Origin of the sequence: Streptomyces sp. NPDC088746 (assembly GCF_044751065.1) — a bacterium.
Classification (GTDB): Bacteria; Actinomycetota; Actinomycetes; order Streptomycetales; family Streptomycetaceae; genus Streptomyces.
Map to the genome: position 1 here is coordinate 1513054 of NZ_JBIVLA010000001.1, position 24996 is coordinate 1538049.

Below are 24996 nucleotides of genomic sequence, written 5' to 3' on the forward strand. Positions count from 1 at the left end.
CGATCCCGGGGCGTTCAGCGCTCCAGGAACGCGAACAGCTCTTCCCAGCGGCCCATGATCTCCGCCTCGGAGAACCGCTGGACGTTGGTCCGCGCCCGGTCCCCCATCGCGTCCCGCATCCGGGGGTTGCCGGTGAGCCGCAGCAGCCGGTCGGCGAGCGCGCCGATGTCACCCGCGGGCGCGAGCAGCCCGTCCTCGCCGTCCCGCACGATCTCCCGTACACCCGGCGCGCAGTCGAACGCCGCGCACGGCACCCCGCTCGCCATGGCCTCCAGGAGCGCCAGGGGGAAGCCCTCGCCGCGTGAGGACTGGACGAAGACGGAGGAGGCGGCGAGCGCCCCGGGGACGTCGTCGGTGCGCCCCCGCCACCCGACCGAGGAATCGAGCCCCAGTCCGGTGCACTGCGCCCTCAGGTCCGCCTCGTCCTCTCCGGCCCCGTACACGTCCAGCCGCCAGTCCGGCCGCTGCGGAGCGACCAGCGCCCAGGTGTCCAGGAGCATGTCGATGCCCTTCTGGTCGGTGAGCCGCCCGATGCTGGCGACCGACTTCTCCCGGCGCGGGGAGGGCAGTTCGGGCAGGGCTGCCAGGGCGTTGGGCATGAAGCCCACGTTGTTCATCCCGTCGCCCGCCCACTTGTCGGCGTCCTCCTCCGTGAGGACGAGCCAACGGTCGAGCGGCGGATAGTGGTTCTTGATCCAGCGGTAGCGATGGCTCGCCCGGGAGTAGTCGTAGGACTCGTGGCTCATCCCGATGACCCGCATGCCGCCGGTGTCCGCCTCGCCGACCCACTCCATCGCCCAGACCTGGCTGACGATCACCACCCCTCCCGGCCGGGCCGCCCGGAAGATCTCCGAGAGCTGGTCGACCGCCAGCCGCTTCCGCGCCGCGCGGCCCGCCTCCGCGCGCCGAGCGGCGAAGCGGAAGCGGTCCCGGACACCCTTCGGCGCCCAGGGCGTCGGCGGATGCGCCGGATACAGGGCGGTCACCGGGTAACCCGGCGGCTCCGGCAGGGCCATCTTCCGCTCGGCGGCGTGGATGCCGATGGTGTGCACCCGGTGGCCGGCTTCCTGGAACAGCTGGGCGGTCCGGTGCATCCAGCCGGTCACACCGCCGAGTTCGTCGGTGCTGTTGGAGACGATGAAGACGTCACGGCTGCGGTTCATCGACGGGGCTCCCCGGTGCGAGCGGTACGGGACGGGACGAGATGCCGGGCGAACACGGTGTCGACGACAGCCCGGGCCGCGTCCCCCCGGTCGTACGCTCCGAACTCCTCGGCGAAGGCGGCGCGCCGTTCCTGGAAGCCGGTGTCCGCGGTCTTCAGCCGGGCCAGCACGGCGAACAGCTCCTCCTCGGTCGCCGTCACCGGGCCCGGCGCCTTCTCCCGCAGGTCGAAGTAGCTGCCCCGCTCGGCGGCGTAGGCGTCGAGATCGGGGGCGAAGAGGACGATCGGGCGGTCCAGGAGGGCGTAGTCGAACATGATCGACGAGTAGTCCGTGACCAGGACGTCCGCGAGCGCGAGGAGTTCGCTGACGTCGTGGTGGCGCGAGACGTCCACGACCGTCCCGGGCGGGCAGGCGGGCAGGCTCGCCGCCTCCAGGTAGTGCGCCCGCACCAGCAGCGTGTACGTGTCGCCGAAGCGCTCCGCGAAGCGCGCCGCGTCCAGGAGCAGCCGCTGCCGCTTGCGCTTGCCCGGCCCGCCCCGGAACGTCGGCGCGTACAGCACGACCTTGCGGTGGTCGGGCAGCCCGAGCTCGGCCGCGAGCGCCGGGCGCGGCAGCCTCCCCTGGGCCTCGTCCCGGGCCCGCGCGGCGAGCAGCGCGTCGTTGCGCGGGTAGCCGGTGCGCAGCAGCGTCCTCTCCGGCAGCCGGTAGGCACGGGCCAGCGTGCGTTCGTCGTGCTCGGACCGTACGAGGAAGTGGTCGAACCGGTGCACGGCCCGCTGGAGCCGCTCGCGCTGCGGGGCGTTCTGCATGCGCACCCGGGTCTCGTCGAACCCCATGCGCTTGTACGCCGATCCGTGCCAGGTCTGGAGATACGCCGTGCCGGAGGGCTTGTCGAGGTTCTGGGGGAACCCCTGGTTGTCGACCCAGTACTCCGCCCGTGCCAGGGCCCACAGATAGCGCCAGGACCAGCGGCGGACCAGCCGGGCGTCCGCGGGGAAACCGGCCGGGGAATCGGCGTACGACCAGACGCAGCGCAGCGGGAGCCCCCGGGCGCGCACCTCCTCGTGGACGGCCCGGGGGCTGTCGCCGTAGCAGGTGCCCATGTGGCTCTCGAAGACCACGTAGCCCTTGCGCACGGGCAGCCGGAGCAGCCACGAGCGGTAGACGGAGACCTTGAGGCCCCTGGCGTGCAGCCGGTCCCGGCGCTTACGCAGAGCCCGCAGCAGAAGCCTGGCCCGGCGGGCGGGACGGAAGTGGGTGGCGTAGTGGACCAGCCGGCGGGCCGTACGGGCGGGCCGGTGGCGGGCTTCGAGCCGCAGCGCCAAGTGGTCCCGGAGCGTGATGTACGGCTGCCAGGTGTCCCCGGTCGTTCTGCCCAGCCGGGGTGAGGCGGGGGAACGGTCCGACGGGCCGACGAGGTCGTGGGCGGCGAAGAGATCGCTCACCGAACGGGTCCGGCCGTCCTCCACGACCATCCGCGCGTCCCACACCGTGTCGCGGGGCCCGAAGGGGCGCACCAGCCGCGTGAGGTCGGCCCGGACGGACCAGCTGATCCCGGTGGCGTCCGGCCGCAGTTCACCGACCGGGGCGCGGAAGGCGCGGGAGCCGTCGCGTACGCGGAACTCCAGCTGGGCCGTGAGGGGGCCCTCCGGGGCGGGCCCGGTGTGTGCGGGCAGCACGAGCCGGCCTTCGAGCAGGACCCGGCGGCCGTCCACCTCGTAGCGGGTGAGCCTGTTCATCAGCTTCAGCTCGCCGAACGCCCGGTACTGATGGCCCAGTTCGGTGACGTCCAGCACGGGATCGGGGCCGCCCGGCCAGTACACCCGCCCGTCGTCCGCCGTGATGAGGGGCGCGGCCACGACCCCCCTCCTGCGCAGCGCGTACGCCGCGGTGAGCACCCCCTCCGCGTCGCCCCGCTCCAACAGCCGGACACCGACGCGCTCGACGGGCGGGAGGGTGAGCAGGACCGGCTCGGGAACACAGCCGGGCAGCACCCGGGCCGCCGTCGCCGCGACGCGTTCGCGTGCCGCGGCGGGCAGTTCGGGGAAGCCGCGCACCAGCGGCACGAGGTGGTCCAGGAGGAAGGCGCCGTCCCGCTGCTCACGCAGTTCCGCGAGCCCCTGGGCCACCAGCACGTGACAGACGCGCCGGTGCGCCTCGACGAGCCCGGCGAGGTCCCGGCCCGCGTCGGGCACGGCCCGCCCGGAGACGATCCGGCGGCGTACGAGGGCAATCCGGCCGACCACGGACGCCACCAGGGGGCCGAACAGGACCCCGCTGTGGGTGAGGTCCTCGTCGTAGCGCAGCGCGTGCCGCTCCAGTGCCGCGCGCCGCACGCAGAACCCGGTCACCAGGGCGTCGCGCACGGCCAGTTCGGGGGCGTCGGAGAACCGGACGACCGTACGGGAGCGGAGGAACAGCGGATGCTGCCAGGAGGGCTCCCGTTCCTTCGTCCCCTCCCCGGTGAGCCGGGCCCAGCGCCCGGCGACCAGGTCGGCGCGGGTCCGCGCCCCGGCCTCCCAGAGGTTGCGGCACGCATGCCGCTGGAGGCGCTCGCCGACGTCCAGGACGAGGACGTACGTGCCGCGCGCCGCGTCCAGGCCGGCGTTGCGCAGGGAGGCGACGGAGTCCGTACCGGGGTCGAGCACGCGGACGCGGTCCGGGGAGCGCCCGGCGAGTGAACCGGCCGCGCTCCGCAGGGCGGCGGGGGCTCCGGCGGGCAGGACGACGAGGGCCTCGACGGCGCGCAGGCTCTGGTCGAGCACGGACTCCACGGACGCCGTCAGTGCTGCCTCCCCGCCCTCCGCGGCGGTGATCACACAGCTGAAGTCGGGCGTACTCATGCCTGCGCCCCCTTCAGCATCCGGTCCACTACCTGGGCGGACGCCGTCCCGTCGTCCAGATCGCAGAACGCCTCGCGGAAGCCGGCGTACGCCTCCCGGTGGCCCGCCGTCGCGGCCTCCGGGTCGCGCAGCGCCTCGACGACGGAGGCCGAGTCGGTGATCAGCGGGCCGGGGGCCCGGTTCTCGAAGTCGAAGCAGAAGCCGCGCAGGGTGTCGCGGTAGTGCTCCAGGTCGTAGGTGTGGAAGAGCATGGGGCGTCCCGTCTGCGCGAAGTCGAACATCAGGGACGAGTAGTCCGTGACCAGCACATCGCTGATCAGCATCAGCTCGGCGACATCGGGATGGCGTGACACGTCGCGCACGAAGTCGTCCTCCGGGATGCTCCCGCCGACCAGGTAGTGGCGGCGCACCAGCAGGACGTGGTCGTCCCCGAGCGCCTTCCGCGCCTGTTCCAGGTCCAGTTGGAGATCGAGCCCGTACAGCCCGCTCTGCTTCGTCCGGTCCTCGCGCCAGGTGGGGGCGTACAGGACGACGCGCTTGCCCTCGGGGACGGCGAGCGACTGCCGGACCGCGGCGGCGACCTTCGCGCGATCAGGGGCGTACAGCAGGTCGTTGCGCGGGTAGCCGCACTCCAGCACCTCGCCGGTGTGCCCGAACGCGCGGCGCAGGACAGGCGTGGAGAAGCGGTTCGGCGAGACGAGGACGCTCCACTGGGCGGCCCGGCGGGGCATGGACTCCATGTACGCGGTGTCCGCGAAAGCGGTGCCCGCCAGGTCACGGCCGATGCGCTTGAGGGGGGTGCCGTGCCAGGTCTGGACGACGAACTGCCCGTCCGCCCGTTCGAACCACTCGGGCAGCTGGGTGTTGGTGACGATCCACCGGCTGCGGGCGAGCGCGTCGTGCCACTCGGCGCTGTGCAGGGCGACGGCGCGGGCCCCGGCGGGCACCACGGCCTGCTGGTCCCGCACCACCCAGAGGTGCTCGACGCCGGTGCCGCGCCGGACCAGCTCCTCGTGGACGGCGCGGGGCGAGTCCGAGTACTGGCGTCCGTCGAAGCTGGAGTACAGCACGGCGTCCCGGAGCTCCCGGCCGCGCGCGTCAACGTACCGCTCGCGCAGCCGGCGCTGCCCGTACGCCCCCCGGTCCGCCGGTGGCAGGGCGCTGCCCGACCGCAGGGAGATCCGGTCGTGGAAGCGCCGCTCCAGGGTGAAGAGACGTCCTCCCGACTCGCGCCCGAGCGGCAGTTCCGCGTGCAGCTGGTGCACCACGCGCAGCGGCAGGTAGAGCTCCGGGTCGGTCTCTCCGCGCTCCCGCAGGAACGGGTACCACCGGCCCTCGGCGAGCGGCAGGCTGCCGCCCGCCCCGTCGACCGCCCCGGGGGTCAGCACCGTACGGAAATCAGCACCCGTCCGCTCCAGGGCGAAGGTGTGCTCCTCCTGGTAGCCGCTGTGGCGCAGGACGAGCTCGACCGGGTCGTGCCGCACCGCCGGGAAGGCCCCCTCCAGGACCAGGCCGGCGTCGTCCGCCCATGACACACGTGTGACCACGGGCCGCACGTCCCGGTCGGTGAGCACCAGGTCCCCGGAGGGATTGGCGGCGGCGTAGACCTCACGGCCGCGGGGCAGCGGATACCGGCCGGCGTCGGTCTCCGGACGGGCCGCGACGGTGAGCCGTCGCGCGCCGCCGGCCAGCTGGACACCCCAGTCGCCGTCGGAGCCCCCGAACGCCACCAGCGGCACCTCGGCAATGAAGGTGCGCCCGTCGGTGTCCTCGCCGGGCACCAGCGGGAACTCGCGGGTCTCCTTCGTACGCCACTCCTGGATCCGCAGAGCCGTCGGCGCGTCCTGGCCCAGCAGCCGCACCGCGATCCGGATCCCGTCCCCGGCCTCCGTCGGTCCGTGTCCGGCGAGCACGGCGTCCACCCGCTCGGCGCGCAGTTCCAGCTTGTTCCCGGAGAGCAGCGGGACGACCCGGGTGCGCTCGTCGACGTAACGCACGGCGGGCGCGGCCGGATTGCCGAGCAGCCGCATCGGGCCGCGTCGCGGGCGTCCCGCGCCGACGACGACGGATTCCAGCTTCCAGAGCGTGCGGGTGCCCCGTGCCGCGCCCCGGGTGACGAGCCGGCGCGGGTCGACGACGGTCTCGAAGCCGGACCGCTCGTAGCAGTGCAGCGAGCGGCCCGACCCGGCCGTCGCCTCGTCCGTCGCCGTCCTGCGCAGCCGCAGGGGGATCAGCCGGCGGCCCGACCTCAGCCAGCCGGCCCCGGCCGACCTCCCCGGGGCGTTGCGGACGTACGCGTACCCCTTGAGATGCAGCAGCCCGTCCCTCCACACAACCTCGGTGAGATGCGCGTGCACGGGGAGGTCCCCGGCGGACAGTGCGGTGGCCTTGTGCGGGAGGGGAGCGTCGACTCCCGGGTACTGGGCCCTGGGCCGCAGCCGGCCCCGGACGTGGAAGGTGTCGCGGTCGGTGGACTCGTGGGCCAGGAGCGCGAGCAGCTCCGCCGTCCTGCGCTCCCGGATGAGCTGCCACTTGACCCGCAGGTGCAGGGGCAGCGCGTCGAGGACCGCGGGTTCGACCGTCGAGGCGAAGGCGTTGGCGTGGGTGAGGAACGCCTCGTGGAAGCTCTCGTCGCCGTCCGGGAGCGCCTCGATGAAGAGCCACAGATCGCCGGAGAGCGCGTGCTCGTCGTAGCGCCGCTTCGCGTCCGTCATGCCCCGCTCGGCGAGGAACCGGCTGACCGTGGAGACCGCCGTCACCCGGTCGCGAATGCCCCGGGCCACCGCGCGCCGGGTGGTGATCGAGCCGTCGCGGTCCCGCCAGTGGTAGACGGGCTCCTCCACGACGTCGACGCTCCGGGCCAGGAAGTGGGCCGGCAGGACCACGGCGATGTCCTCGTACAGGACCCCGGTCGGGAAGGCGAAGGCGTGCTGGTCCCAGAAGGACCTGCGGAACACCTTGTTGCACGCGATGCGGTCGCCGAGCAGGATCCAGTCCCGGGTGACATGGGTGGCCCGGCGGGCCTTCTCCATCGGCCTGCGGAACATGGGGGACTGTTCGAGCACCCCGTTCGCCCGGAGCCTGAGTACGTTGCCCGTCGCGAAGTCCGAGCCCGAGGCGTCCAGTTCACCGAGCATCCGGGCGAAGGCGCCCGGCGGCACGACGTCGTCGCTGTCGACGAACGTCAGGAAGTCCGCGTCCGGGTGGGCCTGTCCGGCGCCCGCGTTGCGCGCGGCCCCCAGCCCGGCGTTCCTCTGCCGGATCAGCCGGAAGCGGGAGTCCTGCCGGGCGAACCGCAGTGCCACGTCGGCGCTGCCGTCCGTCGAACCGTCGTCGACCATGACGACTTCCAGGTCGGCCATGGTCTGCCCGGCGAGCGAGTCCAGGCAGGCTCCGAGGTACTCCTCGACGTTGAAGAGCGGGACGACGACGGTGAGACGGGGTGCCATACGCTGCGCACGATCCTTCCGGACGGACGAACGGACTTCCTCTGTATGGAACGAGCCCCGTGCCGGGGAGGCACGGGGCTCGTCACGGGGCAATACACCTAGGGCTTGACGGCGATGCGGCCCTCGTCCATGCGCAGCAGCAGAAGCTGTTCCCCGGTCTCCTCCAGGAATTCGTCCACTGCCTGGCGTGATCCCTGCCAGTAACCGTAGTCGTCGATCAGGAGCACCCCGCCGCTCACCAGACGCCCGTACAGGTGGGTGAGCTCGTGCTTCGTCGACGCGTACCAGTCGGTGTCCAGGCGGAGGATGGAGATCTGCTCCGGCGCCTGCTCCGGGACGGTGTCCTCGACCTTGCCCTGCACGTAGTGGATGCGGTCCTTCGGGTACGGGACCTGCTCGAACCCGGCCTGTACGTCCTCCAGGGAGGCCACGGCCCAGATGGGCCGGTCCTTGCCCTGCGCGTCCAGCAGCTCCTGGGCCGGCCTGCCGTCCCGCCGCAGGTCCTCCGCGGTGGGCGGCGTCATGCCCTCGTACGTGTCGAAGAGATAGAGGTCGCGCTCCGTCTCACCGAGCGACAGCAGCGTCCTGGCGCAGGCCTGCATGGAACCGCCGCGCCACACCCCGCACTCGACGATGTCGCCCGGGATGCCGTGCTTGACGATGTGCCGCGTCGCGAGGACGAAGGCGTTGAGCCGCTCCGGGGAGGTCATCGTGTACGGCTTGACCGCGCGGATGACGTCCTTCGCCTCGTCGTCGTAGTCCGCGGGGAACTGCGGCGGCTTCTTGGCCGCCGCCTTCCGGGCGGGCGGTGCGGGCGGCGGCGTCGGCACCGCGGCCGGGGGCCCCGTGGGGGCGGAGCGGGGAGCGGGCAGGGTCGCGCGCCTGAGCTGGTATCCGGTGAGTTGCTGAAGGACGCCGTTGACGGCGTTGCGCCAAGCCATGGGGCCGGACAGTACGCGCGTTTTGCGGCTCATGTCATCTTTCGTCAACCTGTGGTTGATGGGACCGTACGGCTGTCCGGACGCCCGCACCGCTCCCGTCCGTCCAGCGGGCGCGGCAGCGGCACGCGGTCCACTCCGCCGGCCCGGTTGGCCCACCACACGGCCGTCTCCCGCACGGCGAGGTCCGCCAGGCTGTTCTTCAGCCGGGTCACCGGCCGGCGGTGGGGCAGCGGACGCCGGAAGACGCCCACGGAGTCGCCCCAGTAGGCGGCCTTGGTGTCGATGGAGGCGTAGTCGTGCCAGATGCCCTTGGCGGGCGGGAAGTCCGTGTACGCCTCGCAGAGTTCGAGGCGGGAGTGGGCGGCCATCGCGCGGAAGCCGTCGGGGTAGTAGCGCCAGCAGTCCTGCGCGTCGTGGGCGTGGCCGCGCGAGGGGGCGGTGATGAAGGCGTAGCCGCCGGGCCTGAGCACCCGGGCGATCTCCATCATCGACACCCAGAAGAAGGGGATGTGCTCGAACGCCTGGCCCGACAGCACCACATCGGCGCTGCGCGACCTGGCGGGGATCCGGTAGGGCTGCTCCATGACGGCGTCGACGTTGGGGCCGTCGAGGACGTCGACGCCGAAGTAGTCGATGTCGTGTTCGGCCAGGAGCCCGCGGTGGGTCCGGGTCTGCTTGCCGGAGATCCGGGAGCCGAGGTCCACGACGCGGTGCCTGCGGGTCCTGGGCAGATACTCCTCGATGCAGAGCTGCATCTGCTCGTATGCGGACCGGTGCATGAGCTTCTCCCAACGTTGCCGTGTGCGCGCGCTGTTGAGCACAACGACGGTGGCGTACGGAGGGAGCGCCCCGTACGGGTGATGCCGGTGTTCAGTTCGAACCCACGGGGAAGACCCTGCGCACCACGCGCTCCGCCGCGTGCCCGTCGTCGTACGGGCAGAAGCGACGGCGGAAGGCGGCGCGCAGTGCGTCGGCCTCCTGGGACCTCCAGGCTCCGCTCACCAGCACCTCGCGCAGCTCGTCCTCCGTGGTGGCGACCGCCCCGGGGGTGTCACCCGGGCGGCCGGACAGCAGGTCCACGTAGGTGCCTCGGGCGGCCCGGTAGGCCTCCCAGTCGGGCACATAGGTGATGATCGGGCGGTCCAGGCAGGCGTAGTCGAACATCAGGGACGAGTAGTCCGTGATCAACGCGTCGGAGGCCAGGAAGAGTTCTTCCACGACGGGATGACCGGTGACGTCGACGACCCGGCCCCCCGCCGCCGTCCCTGCCGATCGCCCGTAGAAGTAGTGGGCGCGCACCAGCAGCACACAGCCGGGCCCCAGATCACGCGCGAGACGCTCCAGGTCGAGCAGCGGGAGGAAGCCCTCCCGGTAGTCGCGGTGGGTCGGCGCGTACAGCAGCACGGTCGATCCGGGGGCGATGCCGAGCTCCGCACGGAGCTTGCCGGTCTGCTCGGCTGTGGCGTTGCACAGGACGTCGTTGCGCGGGTACCCGTACGGCAGTTGTTCGTACGAGGACGGGTAGACCCGGTCCCAGACCTCGGTGCTGTGCGGGTTGGCGGAGAGGCTGAAGTCCCACTGGTCGGTGTGCGCGACGATCCGTTCGAAACTGACGCCCTTGGTGAGTGCGGGGTACGGGAGCTGGTCCAGGCCCATCGTCTTCAGCGGGGTCCCGTGGTGGGTCTGGAGGTAGACCTGGCCGGGCCGTTTGATGAATCCGCCGGGGAAGCTGGAGTTGTTGACGAGGTACGTCGCGGTGGCCATCGTCCGCCAGTAGGCGCGGGACCCCTCGATGACGTACGGCACCCCGGGCGGCATCCGGTCGCGGTGGCGGGAGGAGACGACCCAGACGCCGCGGATGTGCGGGACCAGCTCGCGGGCCTTGGCGTAGACGGCGGCCGGATTGCAGGCGACGCCCCTGTTCCAGTAGGCCCCGTAGACGGCGAGGCGGGGATCCAGCGGCCGGCGCAGATCGGCGCGGTAGAGGGCCCTCATCACGCGGGCGCGCAGCGACTTCCTGCCCGCGCGCGCGGCAGCGCGCGCCCGGGCACGCACGGCGCGGACCGCTCGTCTGCCCCGGTGGGCCGCGTACCGGCCGGGGAGCCCCGCCGCCCGGAAGAAGGCCGCGCGGTCGCCCGGGGCGATCCGGCCCGGGTCGTCGAGCACGGCGGTCAGGTGCGCGGTGCGCACGGCCGGGATCCGCGGGTCGCCCCCGGTCTCGGCGGTCAGCCGCTCGTAGGCGCCGACGACCGCGAAGTGCGCGCGGCCCGATGTCGTGGCCGACGTGCCGGTACGGCGCACCCGGTGGCGCACGCAGACCCGGTCGAGCGAGGCGAGGGAGCCCGCGTCGGAGGCGAGGAAGTGCGCACGGTGGACGGGCACGACGTCGTCGTACGGGCCCTCGGTGAAGCGGAGCCGGTGGGCGTCCCGGAAGGCGCGGCGGACGAGCTGGTTCCGGGCGGCCGGGAGGGCGTCACCCGGCTCCACCGTGCCCCACCAGTCGACCCGGTCGTGACCCAGGCGCAGCACGTCGGGCCGGTCCTCCGCCAGCCGTGCGGAGATCTCCGCCATCGCTCCGGGGAGGAGCAGGTCGTCACCGTCGAGGAAGAGCAGATAGGTCCCGCGCGCCGCCTCCGCACCGGTGTTGCGGGCCGCACCCGTGTCCCAGGGGCCGTCGGGCACGCACACACGCACCCGGGGGTCACGCCCGGCGAACTCCCGTGCGACGGCGAGCTCCAGCTCGCCGTCGGCCGCACAGACGACGACCAGCTCCAGGTCCGCCTGCCCGCTCTCCGCCGACGACTGCTCGGTCACGGACTCCAGGGCCGCCCTCAGGTATCCCTGAACGCGATGGGCGGACACGACGACGGTGAGCAGCATGGCAGCCGAGCGTAACGGTGACCGTACGGCCGGCCCCAGGGATCGTCACCCGTTCGGGTCAGTGGCGTGACCCGGGGCGCTCCCCCGGGTTGAGCGGTACATGAAGCCACTCCTCAGCGTCGTCGTCCCGGTGCACAACGTCGAGGACTATCTGGAGGAGTGCCTCGTCTCGCTGGCCGGGCAGACCCTGAAGGACATCGAGGTGGTGCTCGTCGACGACGGCTCGACGGACGGGAGCCGCCGTATCGCGGAGGACTTCGCCGCCCGGGACGACCGCTTCCGCTGCGTCCACCAGCCCAACGCGGGCCTGAGCGCCGCCCGCAACACGGGGATCGCCCGCACCACCGGCACAGTGCCCTACCTGGCGTTCGCCGACAGCGACGACGTCCTCGTCCCCGACGCGTACGAACGGATGCTGGCCTCCCTGGAGTCGACCGGCTCGGATCTGGTCACGGGCAACGTGTGGCGGCTCGACGAGCGGGGAAGGCAGCAGGCCTGGCAGTACCGCTGGCTGACCGCCGACCGCCCCCGCACCCACATCACCCGCGATGCCCGGCTGCTGGCCGACCGCGTCGCCTGGAACAAGGTGTTCAGACGCTCCTTCTGGGACCGGCACGCCTTCACCTTCCCGGTGGGCAAGCTCTACGAGGACACCCCGGTGATGATCCCGGCGCACTACCTCGCCGGGACGGTGGACGTGCTGCGCGAACACGTCTACTACTGGCGGGTGCGGGAAGGCTCGATCACCCGGCGGCGTACGGACGTCCGGGGTGTACGGGACCGGATCGCCGCCTGTGAACAGGTCAGCGCCTTCCTCGGGGACCGCGACGCCGCACAGCGGCTGCGCTACGACGCGTCGTGCCTGCGCGACGACTTCGTGTACTTCCTGGAGGGGCTGCCGATGGGCGGGCCCGCCTACCGATCCGCGTTCATGGCGGACGCGGGCGCCTTCCTCGACCGGGCGGGTGACGCGGCCCTGGCCGGGCTGCCCGCCGAGGCGCGCATCCGCTGGCAGCTGGTGCGTGAGCGCCGCGTGGACGAACTGCTGGCGGTCCTGGAGTCCGAACGGGCCAACGGGACGGGCACGTTCGCCGTCGCGGGCCCGCCGGGAAGGCGGCGTGCCGTGCACCCCGGAGCCGGCCGGCGCGCCTCGGCGCGCCTCGGCCGGGGCGATCTGCCCGCCGTGGCGCGGCTGGTGGAGTCGTCGTGGGGTGAGGACGGCAGGCTGCGGCTGCGCGGATACGCGTACATCCGCAACCTCCCGGCCCGGGCGGCCCGGCACTCGCTGAAGGCGGGACTGGTGCGGGAGGCGGGGGGCGGACTGCCGCGTGCCGTCCCGGTGCGCTCGGTACGGACGGACCGCGCGACCGCCGACTCGGGTCAGGAGCTGCACAGCTACGACCACGCGGGCTTCGACATGGTCCTCGACCCCGGGCGGCTGGGGCCGGGCAACTGGCTGGTCGGTGTGGTCGTGGCCGGGCACGGCGTCGTACGGCGGGCGGCGGTGCGGGCCGTGGAGGCGGCGGCCGCGCAGCCGCTGGTCCACGACCTGGGCGGCGGAAGGCGCGCGGTGCTGGGCTACCGGGACGGCCGGCTGGAGCTGGCCGTGTCCCGGCTGCCCGCGGTGGCCACCGGCCACAACGGCGGACCGGACACCCTGGAGCTGACCGGCGGGCTGTACGGGGACACCCGGCCGACAGCCCTCGTCCTGACCCGTGAGGGCGGCGCGGAGCGCGTCTGCCCGGTGTCGTGCGGCGACGGGGGCGGCTTCAGCGCCCTGATCCCGCTCGCCGCCCTCGCCACCCTCGCCGCGGAGGCGGCACCGGCCTCCGGCGGGCCTCACGAATCCGCCCCGGGGGGCGGGGCCCGGTGGCGGGCGGCGCTCCTGACCGACGGCGTCCGCGTGCCGCTCGCCGCGGCCCCGGACCTGCCGCCGCCCGCCTTCGCGGACGCGGCGGGCCACCTGGTGGTGGACGTGTCCGGGGAGCCGCGCGTGGACCGCGCGGGGCTCGCTCCGGACGGAGGGCTGCGTATCGAGGGGACCGGGACCGGCGCGCTCGAACTGCGGCACAGCGCCCTCGGGGAGACGGTGGCCGTTCCCCCGGCCGTCCTCCCGGACTCCACCGCCGAGGAGCGCTTCGCCGCCGTGCTCGCGGCCCCTCCCCGCGAAGGCGACTGGGAGGTGTTCCTGGACGGCCGGCCCGTGCGCGTGGGAGCGGTGCTCGCCGCCCTCCTGCCGATGAGCGCGGTGAGCGCCGCCGGCGCCCGCTTCCGCCTCGACCGCCGTCACGGTGACCGGTTGACCGTGCACTGCGCGCCGGCGCTCGACGACGCGGAGCGGAGCGCGTACCACCAGGGGGTGCTGCGGACGGCGCACCACCCGGCGCAGCGCCGGCTGCCGCTCCGGGACGTCGTGCTCTACACCGGAGAGGGCCCCCCGCGCGCCGTGCACGCCGAGCTCGTGCGCCGGGGCACCGATACCGAGCACCTGTGGGTCACCGACGGCTCCCCCGGGGCCGCGACTCGCGTCCCGTCCACCGCGAGCCCCGTCGTGGCGCACAGCGCCGCCTGGTACGAGGCGCTGGCGCGGGCTCGCCGGATCGTGGCGGCAGGTCAGCTGCCCGTCTGGTTCGAGCGCCGCCCGGACCAGACGGTCGTGCAGACCTGGCCCGACTCCCCGCTCGGCCGGTTCGGCCTCGACCTCACCGGCACCCTGTACGCCGACCACCAGCACCTCGCCACGCTGGAGCACCGCTCCGCCCAGTGGTCGGTCCTGGTCTCCCCCAGCGCCTTCGCCACCCCGCATCTCCGCCGCGCCCTGGCCTACTGCGGCGAGGTGCTGGAGGCGGGCTCCCCGGCCGACGACCTGCTGTTCGCACCCGGGAGGGACAGGACGGCCGGGCTGGTACGCCGGCGGCTGGGCATCCCGGAGGGCCACCGCGTGGTGCTGTACGCGCCGACGTACCGCGACCACCTCGCCCATCCCCCGGCCGCTGTCCCCGCCGGGTCCTCCCCCCTGTACCGCTGGGATCCGGCGCTCGACCTGCCCGCACTGGCGCGGTCGCTGGACGGCCGCACCACCGTGCTGGTCCGCAGGCATCCCCGGGTGACGGGAAGCGTCCCGCCGCACCCCGCCCTGCGCGACGTGTCCACGCACCCCGACTCCACCGAACTCCTGCTGATCGCCGATGTGCTGGTCACCGACTACTCGGGCCTGGTGTTCGGCTTCGCGCACACCGGCCGTCCGATGCTCTTCCACACGTACGACCTGGAGCATTACCGGGACACCGTGCGCGGTTTCTGCCTGGACTTCGAGACCCGGGCCCCCGGGCCGCTGCTCGTCACCACCCAGGAGGTGGCTCAGGCGCTGCGGGCCGCGCCGGCTTCGGCGGACGTCCACGCGGAGGCGTACGAGAGCTTCCGGCGCGACTACTGCGGACCCGCCGACGGCGACGCCGCCCGCCGGGTCGTGGACCGGCTGCTCGACGAGGGCTCCGGCTCGCCGCGCCTCGTGAGGCCGCGTGACGCCAGGCCGCGCCCCGTCAGGCCCTGAGTGCTCGGGCCGTGAGGTCAGGCCCTGAGCTGCCGGGCCTTGAGCTGCCGGGCCTTGAGCGGTCAGGCCTTGAGCGCCCGGACCGCAGAGGCCGCGAGGTCGTCGAGGTATCCCTTGGGCAGATCGCCCCGGACCACGACGAGACGCCAGTACAGCGGGCCGACGATGAGGTCCAGCGCCCGGTCGGGATCGCTGCCCTCGGGCAGTTCACCGCGTGCCACCGCCGCCCGCACGACCACGGCGGCCACGCCCTGCTGCTGGTCCAGCAGGGCCGCCTTGATGGCGTCGGAGATCTCCGGGTTGCGGGCCGCCTCGACCAGGAGGTCGGGGATCACCTGCGAGGCGACGGGGTGGCGCAGGGCGTACGCGGCCAGTTCCAGCACAGCGCGCACATCCCCGTACAGCGAGCCCGTCGCGGGCGCCGGCATGCCCTGCGCGGCGACGGCAGCGACCAGGTCCAGGACGAGATGCAGCTTGGACTTCCAGCGGCGGTAGACGGCGGTCTTGCCCACCCCCGCGCGCCGGGCGATGCCCTCGATCGACATCCGCGCGAATCCGACGGCGGCCAGCTCCTCGAAGACGGCGCCCCGGATCGCGTCGGTCACGTCCTCCCGCAGCACCGCGGCACCTGCCGGGGTGCGGCGCCCGGTTCGCCGTTGGGTGGTCATGGCCCGAATGATAGACCGTAACGACGAAACGGTTGCGTTGCGACGTACAAACGTCCTACTCTCAGCGTTGCGACGATACGGTCCCGTCCCATCGAGCCGGATCCGTCCGCCCTGATCCCCCGCCCCCCGTCGAAAGCGACCGTGGTGAGCCAGACAGCAGCCCCGCCGGCCCCGGTGGACACCGCATCTCCAGCCCTCCTCCTCCCCGTGTACGAACCCGGCGAGCTGGCCGCCCTCGCGGCCCGGCACGGGCTGAACGTCAGCGGGGCGCGCCCCACCCTCGGCGCGTACGTCCGGCAGCTCTGGGGGCGGAGGCACTTCATCACGGCCTTCGCCACGGCCAAGCTGACCGCGCAGTACAGCCAGGCGAAGCTCGGCCAGATCTGGCAGATCATGACCCCGCTGCTCAACGCGACGGTCTACTACTTCATCTTCGGCGTGCTGATGAACACCAAGCACGGAGTCCCCGACTACGTGCCCTTCCTCGTCACCGGCGTCTTCATCTGGACCTTCACCGCCAGCTCGATCACGGCCGGCACCCGGGCCATCAGCGGCAACACCGGACTCGTCCGGGCCCTGCACTTCCCGCGCGCCTCCCTGCCGATCGCCCTGGCCATCCAGCAGCTCCAGCAGCTGCTGTTCTCGCTGGGCGCGCTCTTCCTGATCCTCCTCGCGTTCGGCCAGTACCCGCGGCCGTCCTGGCTGCTCGCGGTCCCCGCGCTCGCCCTGCAGGCGCTGTTCAACACCGGCATCTCGATGGTCATGGCCCGGCTCGCCGCCAAGACCCCCGACATCGCCCAGCTGACGCCCTTCATCCTGCGCACCTGGATGTACGCGTCGGGCGTCATGTGGAGCCTCGACACCCTGCTCACCGCCGACCGGGTGCCGCGGCTCGTCCTGCTGGCACTGGAGTGCAACCCGGCGGCCATCTACATCGACCTGATGCGCTACGCCCTGATCGACAGCTTCACCGGCGCGCAGCTGCCCCCGCACGTGTGGGCCCTCGCGACGGCCTGGGCGCTCGTCTGCGGCATCGGCGGTTTCGTCTACTTCTGGAAGGCCGAGGAGAGGTACGGACGTGGCTGACACCCTCGACACCCGTGTGCCCACCGTCGTCGTCGACGACGTCCACATCACCTACACGGTGAACGGCGCCCGCACCGGAAAGGGCAGCGCCACCTCCGCCCTCAACAGGATCGTGTCGCGCCGGCAGCCTCGGGGCGCACGCCAGGTGCACGCGGTGAAGGGCGTCAGTTTCGCCGCGTACAAGGGCGAGGCCATCGGCCTGATCGGCTCCAACGGATCCGGGAAGTCGACGCTCCTCAAGGCGATCGCGGGACTGCTGCCCGCCTCCAAGGGGCGGGTCCACACCCAGGGCCAGCCCTCGCTGCTCGGCGTGAACGCCGCACTGATGAGCGACCTGACCGGGGAGCGCAACGTCGTGCTCGGCGGCCTGGCCATGGGCATGACGCGCGAACAGATCCGCGAGCGCTACCAGGACATCGTCGACTTCTCCGGCATCAACGAGAAGGGCGACTTCATCACCCTGCCCATGCGGACCTACTCCTCCGGCATGGGCGCCAGGCTCCGCTTCTCCATCGCGGCCGCCAAGAGCCACGACGTGCTGCTGATCGACGAGGCGCTGTCCACCGGAGACGCGAAGTTCCAGCGGCGCAGCAAGGACCGGATCATGGAGCTCCGCGAGGAGGCCGGCACGGTCTTCCTCGTCAGCCACAGCAACAGGTCGATCACCGACACCTGCGACCGGGCGATCTGGCTGGAGGCGGGCACCCTGCGGATGGACGGGCCCGCCAAGGAGGTCGTGGCCGCGTACGAGGAATTCACCGGGCCCGCCAAGCCCAAGCAGCCCAAGAAGTGACGCGGTGACGCGGTGACGCTCTGACGCCGTGACGCCGTGACGCCGTGACGCCGTCCGCCGGACGGGCCGATGAGGCCCGTCCGGCGGACGGATGTGCCGCGGCCCGCAGGCCGCTCCGGGTCAGGCGTGCGTGCGCAGCAGCGTACGCATCGTCCGCATCGCCACGGACAGGTTCGCCAGGTCGAAGGACTCCGAGCTGCGGATCTCCTCCAGGGTGGCGCGGGAGCGCGCCAGGATCGCCGCGTTCTTCTCCTCCCACGCCTTGAACCGCTGCTCCGGCGACGACGTGCCGTTGCCGACGGACAGCACGTCCGACGTGAGCGCGGCGTGCGCGGAGTACAGGTCCTCACGGATGGACGCGCGGGCCATGGACTGCCAGCGGTCACCCCGTGGCAGCTCGATGATCCGGTCCATCAGCTGGGTGATGCCCAGCCGGTCGGCGAGGTCGTAGTACACCTCGGCGACGGCCAGCGGGTCCTTGCCCGTGCGCTCCGCGATCGCCACGATGTCCAGCGCCGGGAAGGCCGACGAGAATCCCGCCACCCGGCCCGCCAGCTCGGCCGGGACGCCCTCGGCGGTGAGCTCGTCGAGGATCGACTGGTACCACTCGACGTCGGCGCCCCTGAGGAGCTTGGGCAGTTCGCTCCAGACGCGTTCGACGCCGTCCCGGAAGAATTCGATGGTCTCCGCGATCCCGACCGGCTGCGGCCGGTTGCCGAGCAGCCAGCGGGAGCCGCGCTCGACGAGCCGGCGCGAGTGCAGCCGGATCCGGGTCTGCACATCGGCGGCCACCGTGTTGTCGAGCGCCTCCACGGCGTCCCACACCCCGGAGAGGCCGAAGATCTCGCGGGCGGCGAACTGCGCCCGCACGATCTCCTCGAGCGACGCCCCGGTCTCCTCACGCAGCCGGTGCAGGAACGTCGAGCCACCGCTGTTCACCGTGTCGTTGACCAGCACCGTCGTGATGATCTCGCGGCGCAGCGCATGCCCGTCGACCGCCTCGGGGAACCGCTCGCTCAGCTGCTTCGGGAAGTAGGCGTGCACCAGCTTCTGCAGGTGCGCGTCGTCCGGCAGGCTGGTCGAGATCAGCTCCTCGGCCGCCGTGATCTTCGTGTAGGCGATCAGCACGGCCAGTTCCGGCTGGCTGAGCCCCTTGCCGTGGTTCAGCAGCTCGCGGATCTGACGGTCGTTCGGCAGGAACTCCAGGGCCCGGTCCAGATGTCCCTCGCGGCCGAGCCTGCGCATGAAGCGCTGGTGGGCGTGGAGGAGCGACGGCGCCTGGGCGCAGGCGTTGGCGAGCGCGACGTTCTGCGCGTAGTTGTTGCGCAGCACCAACTGTCCGACCTCGTCGGTCATCTCCGCGAGCACCTTGTTGCGCTGCTTCACGGTCATGTCGCCCTCACGGACCAGACCGTTGAGCAGGATCTTGATGTTCACCTCGTGGTCGGAGGTGTCCACACCGGCGCTGTTGTCGATCGCGTCGGTGTTGATCCGGCCGCCGGCCCGGGCGAACTCGATCCGGCCGAGCTGGGTGGCCCCGAGGTTGCCACCCTCACCGACGACACGGGCCCGCAGCTCCGCGCCGTTGACCCGGATCGCGTCGTTGGCCTTGTCGCCGACGTCGGCGTTCGACTCGGCCGTCGACTTGATGTACGTACCGATGCCGCCGTTCCACACGAGGTCGACCGACGCCTTGAGGATGTTCTGCATCAGCTCGGCGGGCGTCATCTTCGTGACCTTCGAGTCGATGCCGAGCGCCGCGCGGATGTGCGCGTTGACCGGGATCGACTTGGCGGAACGCGGGTGGATGCCGCCGCCCGCGGACAGCAGGTCCTTGTTGTAGTCCGCCCAGGAGCTGCGCGGCAGGTCGAACAGGCGGCGCCGCTCGGCGTACGACGTCGCGGCGTCCGGATTCGGGTCGATGAAGATGTGCCGGTGGTCGAAGGCCGCCACCAGCCGGATGTGCTCGGAGAGCAGCATCCCGTTGCCGAAGACGTCACCGGACATGTCGCCGACGCCGACGACCGTGAAGTCCTCGGTCTGGGTGTCGTGGCCCAGCTCGCGGAAGTGCCGCTTCACGGACTCCCAGGCGCCGCGGGCGGTGATGCCCATGCCCTTGTGGTCGTAGCCGGCCGACCCGCCGGACGCGAACGCGTCACCGAGCCAGAAGCCGTACGCCACGGCGACATCGTTGGCGATGTCGGAGAAGCTCGCGGTCCCCTTGTCGGCGGCGACGACGAGATAGGTGTCGTCCTCGTCGTGACGGACGACCTCCGCCGGGTGCACGACCTCGCCCGTCACCATGTTGTCGGTGATGTCGAGCAGCGCCGAGATGAAGATCTTGTAGCAGGCGATGCCCTCGGCGAGCCAGGCGTCACGGTCCACGGCCGGGTCCGGCAGCTGCTTGGCGACGAACCCGCCCTTGGCGCCCACCGGCACGATCACGGTGTTCTTGACCATCTGCGCCTTGACCAGGCCGAGGATCTCCGTACGGAAGTCCTCCCGCCGGTCCGACCAGCGCAGACCACCGCGGGCGACCTTGCCGAAGCGCAGGTGGACGCCCTCGACGCGCGGGGAGTAGACCCAGATCTCGTACGCCGGGCGCGGCGCCGGAAGATCCGGGATGGCCTGCGGATCGAACTTCATCGAGACGTAGTTGTGCGGCTCGTGGTCGTCGGCCAGCTGGAAGTAGTTGGTCCGCAGCGTGGCCTTGATGACCGTGAGGAAGGACCGCAGGATCCGGTCCTCGTCCAGCGAGGCGACCTGGTCGAGGGCGCCGTCCAGCTCCTCCAGCAGGCCGTCCGTCAGCTCCGTGCCGGCCTTCTGGCGGGCCGGGGACATCCGGGCCTCGAAGAGGGAGACGAGGAGGCGGGTGGTGTGGACGTTGTTGCGGAGGGTGTCCTCCATGTAGTCCTGGCTGAAGGTGGAGCCCGCCTGGCGCAGGTACTTCGCGTAGGCGCGCAGCACCATGGCCTGACGCCAGTCGAGGCCGGCGCCCAGCACCAGGGAGTTGAAGCCGTCGTTCTCCGCCTCGCCGGTCCAGATGGCCGCGAAGGCCTCCTGGAAGCGGTCCCGGGCGTCGTCGGCGAGGTAGTCACCGTTGCCCGTGGCCCTCTTCGGCAGGCGCAGCCCGAAGTCGTAGATCCAGGCGTGCGTGCCGTCGGCGCAGCGCAGTTCGTAGGGGCGTTCGTCGACGACCTCCACGCCGAGCCGCTGGAGCGCGGGGAGGACGGCGGAGAGCGAGACCTGCTCACCCGTCCGGTAGATCTTGAACCTGCGCTCGGCGGGGGCGGCGCCCACGGGCTCGTACAGGCTGAGTGCGAACGCCTGGCGCTCGCTCTTGAGCTCTTCGAGATGGACCAGGTCGGCCACGGCGGCGCGCGGCGAGTGGTCGGCCTTGTAGCCCTCGGGGAACGAGTGCGCGTAACGGCGCAGCAGCTCGGCGGCCCGCTCCTCACCGCACTCGGCGCCCAGCGCCTCCTGGAACCCGTCGGCCCAGGAGCGGGCGGCCTCGACGAGGCGCGTCTCGATGCGGTCCGCGTCCGCGTCGGTGAGGTGCGGGAGCTCGGTGCCCGGCGGCACCCGGACGACGAAGTGCAGCCGGGAGAGGATCGACTCCGTGTTCCAGGCGGTGAAGTCGACGCTGGTGCCGCCCAGTTCCTCCTTGAGGATGTCGATCAGGCGCAGCCTCACGCCGGTGGTGTAGCGGTCACGCGGCAGGTAGACGAGGGCGGAGTAGTAGCGCCCGTACTCGTCCTGGCGCAGGTAGAGCCGCAGCCGGCGGCGCTCCTGGAGGTACAGCACGGAGGTGACGATGGAACGCAGCTGGTCGACGGGCGTCTGGAAGAGCTCGTCGCGCGGGTAGGTCTCCAGGATCTGGAGCAGGTCGCGGCCGTCATGGCTGTTGGGCGTGAAGCCGGCGCCCTCCAGCACCTCGGCGACCTTGCGGCGCACCACGGGCACCCGGCGCACCGACTCGGTGTACGCGGCGGAGGAGAACAGGCCGAGGAAGCGACGCTCGCCCACGACATTGCCGTCGGCGTCGAACTTCTTCACCCCGACGTAGTCCAGGTAGCTGGGGCGGTGCACGGTCGCCCTGCTGTTCGCCTTCGTCAGCACGAGGAGCTTGTGCTCCCTGGCCTTGGCGCGGGCGTCCGCGGGCAGCCGGTCGAAGGACGGGCTCACCGGGTGCGCCTCGTCCTCGGTGTGCTTCGGGTCGGAGCGCAGGATCCCCAGCCCCGTGCCGGGGACGGCCGTCAGCGCGTCGGAGTCACGGAGCTCGTACTCCCGGTACCCGAGGAAGGTGAAGTGGTCGGCTGCGAGCCAGCGCAGCAGCTCGCGGGCCTCCTCGACCTCGTCGTCGTCCAGCTCGTCCAGCGGCTCCGAGGGGAGGTCCTCGGCGATCCGCAGGGCGGCGTCGCGCATCTTCTCCCAGTCCTCGACGGTCTCCCGTACGTCGGACAGGACACGCAGCAGATCGGCGGTGATCTGCTTCAAGTCCGCGCGGTCCGTCTCCCGGTCGATCTCGACGTGGATCCAGGACTCGACGAGGGCGTCGTGCGGCAGCTCGGCCCCGGGCTCCTTGCGGCCGCCGGAGCGCTTCGCCCCGTTGTTCCTGGCCGGGTCGGCGAACACCTCGATCAGCTTGCCGGCGACATCGCGCCGGACGACGACCTGGGGGTGGATCACGAGGTGGATGCCGCGGCCCTGCCGGGACAGCTCGTTGGTGACCGAGTCCACCAGGAAGGGCATGTCGTCGGTGACGACCTCGACGACGGAGTGGCTGTTGGTCCAGCCGTTCTCCTCGACGGTCGGGGTGTGCACCCGGACGTTCGCGGTGCCCTGCGGGCGGTTCTCGGCGAGACGGTAGTGGGAGGAAGCGGCCCCGAAGACGTCGACCGGGTCGCGGTCGCTGACGTCCTCCGGAGCGGTGTGCAGGTAGTAGCGCTGGAGATAGGCGAGCAGCGTCGGGTTGCCCGACCGCCCGTCCGGGCCGGTCTCGGCGGCTTCCTCTGCTTCGCCGCCGGTCCCGTCGGCAAGGCGCACCCGGAGGCCACCTCCCGGGCCACCGACACCACCGCCCGGACTGTTGTCAGCTACCCGGGCCGCCCTTGCGAGCAGCTCGGCCTTGGCTTCGTCCAGCTTGGTCTGCATGTCCTCTGGCTCCTGTCGCGCGCCGTTGCGTGACGTAGGTGAAGAAGGCGACGTACCGCCACGACGCGGGGTTTCCGGTCTGACTCGACGCTATGCCGCCTGGGGAGATGTCCGGGACCATATCGGCCATTTTCGGCGGAGGGCCCGGGACGCGGAGATCACGCATCGCCCGGGTGCTGTGGCACTCCGGGCGCAGGCCGGGGGCTTCGCTGCCCCCGAGGCGTATCGCGCTGATCACCGCACCAGGCTATCCCTCCTGCACCCACAACCGTCATGAGCCGCATATGTACAAAAGAAGACCCCGAACTTTGACACTCTGGACATCGCACCGAATCGTTGCCGCACGTACGGACACACAAAGGACACACAGGCGAGCAGATCCGCTCAGTCCGCCATCAGCTCGGCCAGCGCGACCGCCTCGGCCAGGCTGTCCACCACGGGCACGCCCACCGCCTCCAGGCTGCTGCGGCTGTGCGAACCCCCGGTGTAGAGCACGGCCCGCGCGCCGACATGGGCCGCTGCCACGGCGTCGTCCACCGCGTCACCGATGACCACGGCGGATTCGGGGGCTATGTCCCCGAGCACCTCGAAGTGACGCTCCATTTGCTGGGCCTTGCTGCCGCCGGAGGGGCCCGTACGGCCGTCGACGCGTACGAAATGACGCTCGATGCCGTATCCCCGCACCACCGGGACCAGGTGCTCATGGCCGTACATGCTGAGCAGCGACTGGCTGCGGCCGCCGCGCTGCCACCGGGCCAGCAGCTCCTCGACGCCCTCGGTCAGTCCGCAGGCCGTCCGCTGCTCGGTGTAGTGGCGGTGGAAGAGGCCGTCCATCCGCTCCCACTCGGCGGGGGTGGGGAGCCTGCCCATGAGCCGCTCGTAGAACTTGGGTATCGGCACGCAGTACATCTCGCGGTACTGGTCCAGCGTGAGCGGCTCCAGGTCGACCTCCGCGAAGGCGGCGTTCGACGCCCCGAGGACCGCCTGGATGTCGTCGAGCAGTGTGCCGTTCCAGTCCCAGACCAGATGTGTGCGGTGCTTCCCCGATGTCGCCATGAGTAGAAAATACTCGCCCGGTACGACAGTCACCCGGGCACAGGCGGCCGCAGGCCCGGCAGGTCAGGCGATCAGGCCGGGGATCTCCTGGATCCCGAACCACAGCAGCTCGTGGTCCTCCGCGCCGTCCACGGTGAACTGGGCGTCGTCGTCGCCGAGGTCCGCCGCACCCAGCGCCGCGGCCGCCGCGGCGACGTCCTTCTCGGCGTCGTCGGCGTCCACGTGCACGGCCGCGGCCTTCGACAGCGCCACCGCGTGCGCGATCCGTACCTCGCCGAGCGAGGAGGCGTCCAGGACGTGGTCCGGATCGGCGACCGCCGACCCGTCCGGCACGTCGAGGGCGACGACGACCCGGCGCCTGGTCTCCTCCGGCCTGCCCGCGATCAGCCGCAGGGAGGCGGAGGCGGCCCGGCTGAGCGCCGCGTACTCCAGCTCCTCGATGTCGTCGGAGACGTACCACTCGCGCAGACCGGGCGTCACGGCATAAGCGGTGAGCGGCCCCGGACCGACCTCGCCCGCCCCGTGCGCGGAGGCAAGACCGGAGAGGGTCAGGGGGACGTACACACGCATGGCTGACCGCTTTCGTAGTCGATGACGCCCTCAGGATACGTGCGCCGTCCCCCTTCGGGGCGACCGATCCGCCCGTCGCCGTCCACCGCGCGACGCCCGTCACCCCCGCCATTCCCTTGCGGCGAGGGGCCCATCACCCGGATAGGTGATCATGCCGCGTGCCCGGCCGGCCCCGCCCGCCGGTTGCGGGGCCGACGACCGGCCCCGTAGAAGATCCCCAGCACAAGTTACCGCCCGGTACTCACCCGGGCACCGACAGCAGCCACGGGGGCTACGAGCATGAGCAAGGACAGGACGAGGCCGGCCGGACGACGCGACAGCGGCAGGCCGGGCACGGTACCGGCACAACGGCCCCGGCGGCCGCTGCGCCCGCACCAGTGGTTCGCGGAGCGCCTGCTCGCCGTCCTCAGCGGCCAGCGCCCGGTGCACTGGATGCTGGGCCACACCATCGGCGAGGCCTACGACCAGCTCGCCGAACTCGCCCCTGACGCCCCGCTCGGCGCGGGCTGCCGGCGCCCGGTCGTACGCACCTGCCACGGCAGCCGGCCGGCCGACGGCGTGGTCGAGGCCTTCGCCAGCATCGCCACGGGCGAGCAGGTCCGCGCCATGGCCTTCCGCCTGGAACAGGGGCCCGACCTCCGCTGGCGCTGCGCCGCGATCGATCTGGGCGGCGAACGGCTCCCCGCCGTCAGATGACCCCGGGACGGGCTCGCCGGTCCGAGCCCGTCCGGGCTTCGGCCTCACCGCACCCGACAGCCGAGCGCACCGGATCAAGCCCGTTGGGGGCACCCCCGGGACGGAGTCTGGGGGGAGATCGAGGACACCCCGCGGCCGGAGCCG

Annotated in this window: 14 protein-coding genes; 4 read left to right on the top strand and 10 right to left on the bottom strand. The window is 72.2% G+C overall.

Annotated elements, in window-relative coordinates:
* Nucleotides 1-14: 14 nt before the first annotated feature.
* The 6 genes from ACIP63_RS07120 to ACIP63_RS07145 all read right to left on the bottom strand — a co-directional run bounded on the left by ACIP63_RS07120 (nucleotide 15) and on the right by ACIP63_RS07145 (nucleotide 11276).
* Nucleotides 15-1163: a glycosyltransferase gene (locus ACIP63_RS07120; RefSeq protein ID WP_401512161.1), complete on the bottom strand. Its 1149-nt coding sequence runs from the start codon at nucleotides 1161-1163 to the stop codon at nucleotides 15-17.
* Nucleotides 1160-4006, bottom strand: coding sequence for a CDP-glycerol glycerophosphotransferase family protein (locus ACIP63_RS07125; RefSeq protein ID WP_401512163.1), 2847 nt, complete (start codon nucleotides 4004-4006; stop codon nucleotides 1160-1162). Before ACIP63_RS07125 ends, ACIP63_RS07120 begins: the two co-directional genes overlap by 4 nt.
* On the bottom strand, nucleotides 4003-7455 hold the full coding sequence (locus ACIP63_RS07130; protein ID WP_401512164.1) for a CDP-glycerol glycerophosphotransferase family protein: 3453 nt from the start codon (nucleotides 7453-7455) through the stop codon (nucleotides 4003-4005). The genes ACIP63_RS07125 and ACIP63_RS07130 overlap by 4 nt, the downstream gene beginning before the upstream one ends.
* A 98-nt stretch (nucleotides 7456-7553) precedes the next feature.
* Entirely contained in the window at nucleotides 7554-8429 is an 876-nt protein-coding gene (locus ACIP63_RS07135) for a TylF/MycF/NovP-related O-methyltransferase (protein WP_401512166.1), read from the bottom strand.
* 11 nt (nucleotides 8430-8440) lie between these two features.
* Nucleotides 8441-9175 (bottom strand): methyltransferase domain-containing protein, encoded by a 735-nt coding sequence (locus tag ACIP63_RS07140; RefSeq protein ID WP_401512168.1) that lies wholly within the window; start codon nucleotides 9173-9175, stop codon nucleotides 8441-8443.
* Between the two features lie 91 nt (nucleotides 9176-9266).
* Nucleotides 9267-11276: a CDP-glycerol glycerophosphotransferase family protein gene (locus ACIP63_RS07145; protein WP_401512170.1), complete on the bottom strand. Its 2010-nt coding sequence runs from the start codon at nucleotides 11274-11276 to the stop codon at nucleotides 9267-9269.
* Nucleotides 11277-11376: 100 nt separating this feature from the next.
* Here ACIP63_RS07145 and ACIP63_RS07150 point away from each other — a divergent pair, with 100 nt between their 5' ends.
* The gene (locus ACIP63_RS07150) at nucleotides 11377-14829 is read left to right on the top strand and encodes a CDP-glycerol glycerophosphotransferase family protein (RefSeq protein WP_401512172.1); all 3453 of its coding nucleotides are present in this window, start codon (nucleotides 11377-11379) and stop codon (nucleotides 14827-14829) included.
* Nucleotides 14830-14891: 62 nt separating this feature from the next.
* On the opposite strand, the gene ACIP63_RS07155 is transcribed toward ACIP63_RS07150, so the two are convergent.
* Entirely contained in the window at nucleotides 14892-15497 is a 606-nt protein-coding gene (locus ACIP63_RS07155; protein WP_187355758.1) for a TetR/AcrR family transcriptional regulator, read from the bottom strand.
* A gap of 141 nt (nucleotides 15498-15638) precedes the next feature.
* Between ACIP63_RS07155 and ACIP63_RS07160 the strand changes: the two genes are divergently transcribed.
* Entirely contained in the window at nucleotides 15639-16583 is a 945-nt protein-coding gene (locus ACIP63_RS07160) for an ABC transporter permease (RefSeq protein WP_401512174.1), read from the top strand.
* Nucleotides 16576-17376 carry an ABC transporter ATP-binding protein gene (locus tag ACIP63_RS07165; RefSeq protein ID WP_401512176.1) on the top strand — a complete coding sequence of 267 codons (801 nt, stop codon included), beginning with the start codon at nucleotides 16576-16578 and terminating at the stop codon, nucleotides 17374-17376. Before ACIP63_RS07160 ends, ACIP63_RS07165 begins: the two co-directional genes overlap by 8 nt.
* 120 nt (nucleotides 17377-17496) lie before the next feature.
* On the opposite strand, the gene ACIP63_RS07170 is transcribed toward ACIP63_RS07165, so the two are convergent.
* The 3 genes from ACIP63_RS07170 to ACIP63_RS07180 form a co-directional block, all read right to left on the bottom strand.
* On the bottom strand, nucleotides 17497-22530 hold the full coding sequence (locus ACIP63_RS07170; RefSeq protein WP_401512178.1) for an NAD-glutamate dehydrogenase: 5034 nt from the start codon (nucleotides 22528-22530) through the stop codon (nucleotides 17497-17499).
* Between the two features lie 384 nt (nucleotides 22531-22914).
* Complete coding sequence (locus tag ACIP63_RS07175) at nucleotides 22915-23586, bottom strand: HAD family hydrolase (protein ID WP_401512180.1); 672 nt, start codon at nucleotides 23584-23586, stop codon at nucleotides 22915-22917.
* A gap of 63 nt (nucleotides 23587-23649) precedes the next feature.
* A complete protein-coding gene (locus ACIP63_RS07180) occupies nucleotides 23650-24156 on the bottom strand; it encodes a DUF6912 family protein (RefSeq protein WP_401512181.1) in 507 nt (168 codons plus the stop codon).
* A 279-nt stretch (nucleotides 24157-24435) separates the two neighbouring features.
* Here ACIP63_RS07180 and ACIP63_RS07185 point away from each other — a divergent pair, with 279 nt between their 5' ends.
* Nucleotides 24436-24852 (top strand): Rv3235 family protein, encoded by a 417-nt coding sequence (locus tag ACIP63_RS07185; protein WP_401512183.1) that lies wholly within the window; start codon nucleotides 24436-24438, stop codon nucleotides 24850-24852.
* Nucleotides 24853-24996 lie beyond the last annotated feature (144 nt).

What these genes read in the sequence shown, in the direction of transcription:
- ACIP63_RS07150 (WP_401512172.1), top strand. Translation starts at nt 11,377, where the DNA reads ATGAAGCCACTCCTCAGCGTCGTCGTCCCGGTGCACAACGTCGAGGAC.
- ACIP63_RS07175 (WP_401512180.1), bottom strand. Translation starts at nt 23,586, where the DNA reads ATGGCGACATCGGGGAAGCACCGCACACATCTGGTCTGGGACTGGAAC.
- ACIP63_RS07140 (WP_401512168.1), bottom strand. Translation starts at nt 9,175, where the DNA reads ATGCACCGGTCCGCATACGAGCAGATGCAGCTCTGCATCGAGGAGTAT.
- ACIP63_RS07125 (WP_401512163.1), bottom strand. Translation starts at nt 4,006, where the DNA reads ATGAGTACGCCCGACTTCAGCTGTGTGATCACCGCCGCGGAGGGCGGG.
- ACIP63_RS07180 (WP_401512181.1), bottom strand. Translation starts at nt 24,156, where the DNA reads ATGCGTGTGTACGTCCCCCTGACCCTCTCCGGTCTTGCCTCCGCGCAC.
- ACIP63_RS07120 (WP_401512161.1), bottom strand. Translation starts at nt 1,163, where the DNA reads ATGAACCGCAGCCGTGACGTCTTCATCGTCTCCAACAGCACCGACGAA.
- ACIP63_RS07130 (WP_401512164.1), bottom strand. Translation starts at nt 7,455, where the DNA reads ATGGCACCCCGTCTCACCGTCGTCGTCCCGCTCTTCAACGTCGAGGAG.
- ACIP63_RS07155 (WP_187355758.1), bottom strand. Translation starts at nt 15,497, where the DNA reads ATGACCACCCAACGGCGAACCGGGCGCCGCACCCCGGCAGGTGCCGCG.
- ACIP63_RS07185 (WP_401512183.1), top strand. Translation starts at nt 24,436, where the DNA reads ATGAGCAAGGACAGGACGAGGCCGGCCGGACGACGCGACAGCGGCAGG.
- ACIP63_RS07170 (WP_401512178.1), bottom strand. Translation starts at nt 22,530, where the DNA reads ATGCAGACCAAGCTGGACGAAGCCAAGGCCGAGCTGCTCGCAAGGGCG.
- ACIP63_RS07145 (WP_401512170.1), bottom strand. Translation starts at nt 11,276, where the DNA reads ATGCTGCTCACCGTCGTCGTGTCCGCCCATCGCGTTCAGGGATACCTG.
- ACIP63_RS07135 (WP_401512166.1), bottom strand. Translation starts at nt 8,429, where the DNA reads ATGAGCCGCAAAACGCGCGTACTGTCCGGCCCCATGGCTTGGCGCAAC.